The sequence below is a fragment of the uncultured Gimesia sp. genome, from assembly GCF_937910335.1.
In the GTDB taxonomy this organism is placed as follows: domain Bacteria; phylum Planctomycetota; class Planctomycetia; order Planctomycetales; family Planctomycetaceae; genus Gimesia.
Genome location: NZ_CALEMX010000159.1, coordinates 1 through 6,351 on the forward strand (window position 1 = coordinate 1; position 6,351 = coordinate 6,351).

At 46.7% G+C, this 6,351-nt stretch carries 6 protein-coding genes and 1 tRNA gene; 4 read left to right on the top strand and 3 right to left on the bottom strand.

The window, feature by feature from the left end:
- Positions 1–145 precede the first annotated feature (145 nt).
- Positions 146–616 (bottom strand): S1 RNA-binding domain-containing protein, encoded by a 471-nt coding sequence (locus tag Q0668_RS25850; RefSeq protein WP_366918877.1) that lies wholly within the window; start codon positions 614–616, stop codon positions 146–148.
- A gap of 239 nt (positions 617–855) precedes the next feature.
- Between Q0668_RS25850 and Q0668_RS06355 the strand changes: the two genes are divergently transcribed.
- Positions 856–1,683: a dimethylarginine dimethylaminohydrolase family protein gene (locus tag Q0668_RS06355; RefSeq protein ID WP_298861514.1), complete on the top strand. Its 828-nt coding sequence runs from the start codon at positions 856–858 to the stop codon at positions 1,681–1,683.
- Here Q0668_RS06355 and Q0668_RS06360 read toward each other — a convergent pair.
- Positions 1,645–2,895 (bottom strand): hypothetical protein, encoded by a 1,251-nt coding sequence (locus Q0668_RS06360; protein WP_298861517.1) that lies wholly within the window; start codon positions 2,893–2,895, stop codon positions 1,645–1,647. The genes Q0668_RS06355 and Q0668_RS06360 overlap by 39 nt on opposite strands.
- Positions 2,896–3,649: 754 nt before the next feature.
- On the opposite strand from Q0668_RS06360, the gene Q0668_RS06365 reads away from it, so the two are divergent.
- From Q0668_RS06365 to Q0668_RS06375, 3 genes are all read left to right on the top strand, one after another.
- Positions 3,650–4,006 (top strand): STAS domain-containing protein, encoded by a 357-nt coding sequence (locus Q0668_RS06365; RefSeq protein ID WP_298861519.1) that lies wholly within the window; start codon positions 3,650–3,652, stop codon positions 4,004–4,006.
- Between the two features lie 199 nt (positions 4,007–4,205).
- A complete protein-coding gene (locus Q0668_RS06370; protein WP_298861524.1) occupies positions 4,206–4,667 on the top strand; it encodes an ATP-binding protein in 462 nt (153 codons plus the stop codon).
- Positions 4,668–4,821: 154 nt separating this feature from the next.
- A tRNA-Asn gene (locus Q0668_RS06375) sits at positions 4,822–4,894 on the top strand.
- Positions 4,895–5,155: 261 nt separating this feature from the next.
- On the opposite strand, the gene Q0668_RS06380 is transcribed toward Q0668_RS06375, so the two are convergent.
- Complete coding sequence (locus Q0668_RS06380; RefSeq protein WP_298861527.1) at positions 5,156–6,139, bottom strand: integrase core domain-containing protein; 984 nt, start codon at positions 6,137–6,139, stop codon at positions 5,156–5,158.
- Positions 6,140–6,351: the final 212 nt, after the last annotated feature.

Below are 6,351 nucleotides of genomic sequence, written 5' to 3' on the forward strand. Positions count from 1 at the left end.
GATTCGAGCCTGGATCGATTCCTGGCTCAACCCAAATGGGAAATATCGGATTAAACTCTTTTGAACTCTTGAATGCTGGTTTATTCAGGTGAGAGGAGTCTTGTTTGTGTCATGTGACTGCTGAAGCATTTTATTATATGCTGTACTAAGGGATCGAGACACGGACAGAGTGATTGAATGAGTTAGATTCTTGAATGATTACCATACGATTTTGTCCGGGTTCAAGTAATAGTCCATCTGCCCTGAGCATTACGTATGCGCCTGGTACCAATTCAAGCAAATATGCCGGATTGCCATCACATCTATCTGAGTTTTCAACATACCGTACTACTCGCGCTGTATAGGAATTACCTACCTTAAGCTGATCTGTTTGCCACGGATCGGAGTATAATCCTCTGATGGTAGCGCTAATCTTTCCTGATTTGATGTCGACGTGTACTATTTTGACCGTGAGAAAGTCACCGCGTTCGGCGAATTGTTTACACGAATTGAATGAAGCGATCCATGAAGTCTCTGGGATGGTTATCAGCATGTCCTGTGACTCATGACGACAGAAAGCTCCGAACACTTGAACGCTCGTTACTTCTGCAGTGATTACGTCACCCGGTTCAACCATACGATATGACTTCTCTCTAACAAACTACATTTGATACAATAGAATTATTCTTCAAATGATGCCACTACTTGAAATTCCCAAAATAGCAGACGTTCAAATAATTGTATAAACAACGCCACTCGATTGCATATCGTAAATATATCAAACAAGAGGCTTCAGACTATAGTATAATAAATAGAGCAGACCTTGTTTGAGAACTGCGACAGTCACCGCTTGAATCAAACTGAAAGAGAATTTGATTGAAATATACTACGCCCACGATTTTAATGTGTCCGCCCGATTATTACGGCATTGAATATGAGATCAATCCCTGGATGAGCCGCAGCCACCAGAGCGATCCGAAGTTTGCCTGTCAGCAATGGGAGGCCTTAAACCAACTTTTGCAATCGTTGGGGGCCCAAGTTGAATTAATGACACCCATTAAAGGATTGCCGGACCTTGTTTTTACTGCCAACGCAGGACTCATCTGGAAAGATGTGGCCTTTCTTTCCCTCTTTCGGCATGAGGCCCGTCAAGGCGAGACACCCCTCGATCGAGACTGGTTTCAAAAGGCAGGATTTGAAACGATTGAAATGCCCGATGACTGTTTCTTCGAAGGCGCCGGCGATGCCTTGTTCTGTGGCGACACTCTCTTTGCCGGCTACCTCATTCGCAGCGATGTACGGGCAATGCAATGGGTCGCCGAGAAAATGAACTGCCGAGTCATTCCCCTGCAACTGGTCGACGACTTCTACTACCATCTCGATACCTGCTTCTGTCCGATCAGCAAAACCGAAGCCATCTATTATCCGCCGGCCTTTGATGAGTATGCACAACAGGCCTTGAAAGAACATGTTCCACACCTGATTCCCGTCGTAGACAACGAAGCACAGCGGTTTGCCTGTAATGCCGTGGTACTGGATCAATCCGTCGTGCTGAATACCGGTTGCCCGCAACTGGAAAAAGATCTCAACGCACGCGGCTATCAAACCTATAGCACGCCATTGGATGAATTTATCAAAGCCGGAGGTTCCGCAAAATGCCTGACCTTAAGGCTGGACGGAGAGCGTGCGGCTGTATGGCCTTGAGGGAGCATTGAGATTCAAGCGACTCATCCGAGAAATACCTTCGGATGTAGTTTCGGAAGGAAACATTCTAGTACCGAAATTAGCAAGCGATAAATCGCGGTTGAGTGAAACATGCTTCAAAGGCACCGCAGGAGCAGAGGCTTGAAACGTGCCTTTCCCGGGCGCGGCCAGCGTTACCTGGACTTCCCCCAGGGCATAAATATTCGGGTTATGTTCGGGAATACGTGGCGGCAATTTGACGATCCAACTTTGATCGTAAAGTTGACCAGCTCCGAATTGATTTCCCGCACGAGCAGTCTGAGTTTCAGGTGTCGACGAACACCGGGCAGTCCACTGCGCCAAAGAAATGGTTCTGAGAGGCTTAGCCGCGAACTGTTGATCCCAGACATGCAACAATAATTGCCGCTGGCCGTAGAGAGAGATCCGTACGTTTCCAGAAATCCGCGCGGGATTCCCCAGAGAGTCAAAACCTTTCAATCGAATCGCCAGGGCGTTCCAGTCTGCTTTCCCTTCCGCGTTCATAGGAGTCGCCTGCACCGAAATATTGGTCAGCTTTCCTGAAACCGGAGCCTGTCCCGGCGGTGGGGGCAGTATCTGTGAGGGAGGCAGCCCCTCTTGTGGCGGCAGTGCCGGCGGTCTAGGCAGTACATTCAAAGCGCGTTCGGCGACTTTAGCTCGCATTATTCCGAGTGCAACTCCGCGTTCTAATGTAGGAACTCCATTTGGATAATATTGATCGAGTAACGCGCCGTATGCTGAGAGAGGATCGTCGTGTATGCCAATGATCACGCCCCGTCGTCGGCAGTGAGACTCGCATTGATACTCGGTCACATTCGTCGGCGGAGGGGGAGTCGATGTTTCAACCTGAGTTTCGGGAAACGTTCTCGCATAACGTTTCTTTTTGTGCGTGGAAATATACTCCGTTGGTTGAATCAATGTACGATGAGAAGCCGCGAATTGGATCGTTTTCTGATCGTAACGACTTTCACCAATGGAAAGCCCTTTGATCGTGGACAGAGGAATCATCCGTTGGGTCACTGTTCCCTCATTCGCTGACTCGACGATCAGGTTAGATGAGGTACCCCATTGAATATGGTCTACTCTAATGCGGTCCCCGTTCGTCAATTCAATTTCGATACCAGCCTGTAAAGTGGCAGCACAAAGCAGACTGAAGAATATCGTGAACAATGAGTAACCAGATCGACGTTTCATGGCATTCCCTGAGCATTTAAGCAAAACAGCCGACGGACGGCTTAATGAAGTGGGTCATACAGAGTTCAGGGGCAAACGGTGCGCCTCAGCTGGTCGATCTATGGCTCAGGCAAGCCAAAGCGGAGAAATTTCGTCAACCCGCAGCCAATTTATCAGGGTTATGGCAATTGCATTTGATCAGACAGGTCCAGTGAATCCGGATCTGAGGAGAGGTCACTCTTTAACAACGGTCTTCAGAAACGCTTGATTGCAGCATTGTTTCAAATGATGAACAGTCTTTTGCAGGGGGCGTTTCGAAGACTTTACAAAAAGACTCTATGCATTCTGTCATTTCGTAAACCGTCGACTTTACAATTTTAAACGCGACTTTTTAGCTTATAATTGTGGGAATTAGATAAACTGAGTGAGCGAAATTACACAAAGTGTGATGAATATGGCACTTAGACCCTGATAATCCCTGAAACAATCTTGCGAATATGCTTGACAGCAAGCATCCAAACCGTGATGATCATGAATTACTGTGGGATTGATATCCCTATGCAAATTGATCTTAGTCTAAAGGGAATATCTGTTTAGATAATTCCTTTTTTAGACAAAGCAGTTATAATTTGCTAATGTAATCAATTCGCTATTTTTGATCGATTCTGATCGGGCCAGGCAGTCGTCGATACTCTGCATCAACGATAATGAATTCATAGGGAATTCATGTGCCAAAGTCGGTTTTTATTTTTTTAGAAGAGGGTGGGCTAGAATTATGGCTGCTGGTCACCGTCGCGTTGACATTGAAGAAGTCTCAGATGTCACCGTAGCAAAATTTATTGACAAGAAGATTCTCGATGAAGGAAATATCCAGATCATCGGGACTCAATTATTTGGACTTGTTGATGAAGATGGTCGCAAGAAAATCATTCTCGACTTTTCCAACGTCGAATATCTTTCCAGTGCAGCACTCGGAAAGTTAATCACATTGGACAAAAAAGTGAAAAAGGCTAAGGGCAAATTGAAACTTTGTTCAATTCGTCCTGATATTTATGAAGTATTCGCCATTACGAGACTGAATCAACTTTTTGATATCACAGAGACTCAAGAGGCGGCTCTCGAAGGCTTTTAATCCGGGTTTGGCTTCGTGTTTCGTTAAAGTTGACGAAATACCATTGCTGATCCTGAATCATAGCCCATAGAGGCCAACTATTGTCAGATATTTAAGTAAGGGTATTTCAAATGGATTACCTGACATTTTCATTTCAATGTCTTTAAATATCTCTAAATATTACCTGGAAAATTCCAGAAATCGTGTGCTGGCCAAATTCATGTCATCGGACGAATACTTTGAAGTAAAAATTCCCAGTGATACCGCGGAAGGCCAGGCTATTCAGGCCAGGATTGTCGAGGTACTTGAGGTACGTGAATATCCCGTACGCGATGTTTTTGCGGTGCGCCTGGCGCTGGAAGAAGCACTGGTTAACGCCATCAAGCATGGCAACGGCATGTCCCTCGATAAGGACGTGGACATTAAATACTGGATCAGCGATGAACGCGTCCGTATTGAAATACAGGATCAAGGCGAAGGCTTCGACCGTACACATGTGCCAGATCCCACTCTACTCGAAAACCTCGAACGACCTTGCGGCCGTGGAATTATGCTGATGGGAGCATTCATGAATCTCATCGAATACAACGAGCAAGGCAATAAAGTCACCCTGGAAAAGATCAAAGGGGTCGCTCCCGAGCAACCTGAGGCAGAAGTTCAGGGAGACGAGGAAGAGGAGTAACTCAAGTTAGTTGCGATATCTCTCATCCTGCCAGATTTCCCGAATATTTTATCAGAACACAACTGGTTCCTGATTAACTTCGGTTGACTTCATTCATATCTCACAATATCTTATACGCTTCCTGTGGCAAAGAACCTCTTTGACCACATCATAATCCTCGATAGCTCAATTGGTAGAGCGAGCGGCTGTTAACCGCTAGGTTGTAGGTTCGAGTCCTACTCGAGGAGCTCTTCTTGATGATGGCTGCTGGTAAGCAATCCAGCAGCCATTTTTTGTGCCCCGACCGTCGCCATATCGGCAAGTATCGTCGGGTACAAAAAGACTGTCGCACGTTAAGTTCCGTAGCCAGTTGATCTTTGATAACAAAAACTGATGAAAGAACTGACGCGAGTCGGAGCAGGTTTTCCGTGAAGGACTGCTGAGAGCAAGAATTCTTCAGCAAACTCGCGTACGCTGAGCGCGAAATATGACTTGTGTTTCGATTTGGTCTACGCAGCAATCCGCTCGTACGACTTGATCAGTCCACCGAGATGTTCCTCGCAGTGGATCTCATCGAGCTTGATTGTCTCGTATTCCGGTGGCGGATCGACAGAGCAGGGCGGCAGATATTCCCGTGAGCTGTGCGCTCGTTTGTTGTTGTAATAATCAACGAATTCCGAAACAAGATAATCGAGATGCACTTTGCCGAAAGAGATGAAATGATTCAAGGCTTCGTATTTAATCGTTTGCACAAACCTCTCGACCCGGGCATTCAGATTGGGAGACCGGATCGGCAGCATCTTCGGCTTGATGCCTTCGTTCTTCAAAAACTGCTTGAACTCGGCAGAGAACTTTGTGTCTCGATCATGAATCAGATACATCGGCTTCTCTTCCCGGTCAGCAACATGGTTTATGAACACTTTGGTCTGTTTCGTGACCCATGCAGAATTAGGATTTTGGGTTGATGGTGTGGCAAAGACTTCACGCGTTTCAAGATGCATGAAAACCAACACATACAAATCGACGAGCCCTCGCGGTGTCACGGTTCGTTTCGTAAAGAAATCGCAGGCCCAGAGTGTTTCCGCATGTGTTTTGAGAAACTGGTCCCAGGTGCCAGTACTTCGTTTTGGACTCGGTTCGATCCCTTCTTCCTTGACGATATTTTTCACCGTCTGACGGCAGATCCGCGAGATGCCGAGCTTCCGAAGTTCACCCAGGATGCGAGTGTAGCCGAACCCCGTTTCACGGGCGATCTTGAGAATCAGTTCTCGTAGTACCGCACTCTTTCCTGGCCGACCGACGGGGTTTTTCTTCCGTCCCTTTTTCTCTTCTCGTATCCAGCGATGAAAGGTCCCGGGAGTGACGATCGTGATCAGTTCGTTGATCGATTTTCCGAGTGGCTTGCCATATTTTAAGAGCTGCGCGCGTTCGTGAGGTTTTGTGTGAATCTCTCCTGGGATACGGGCCCGCAGAATCCGGTTCTCTTTTTTCAAGTAGAGGACATATCTAGCCAACAGGCTGTCTGAAGCAGTAGCAATTAACGTCAGGGCTGCTCAGAGTATGGCATTGAATGTGCGTAGTATATCTGGGTAGGAAATAACGTCCTGTTTTGGTGATATTTTTCCACAAAGTTACAAAACGGAGTCCAACTTTTACAAAACCAAGGAGGCCATACGATGCAACCCGCCGACTCGTGCGACCTGTT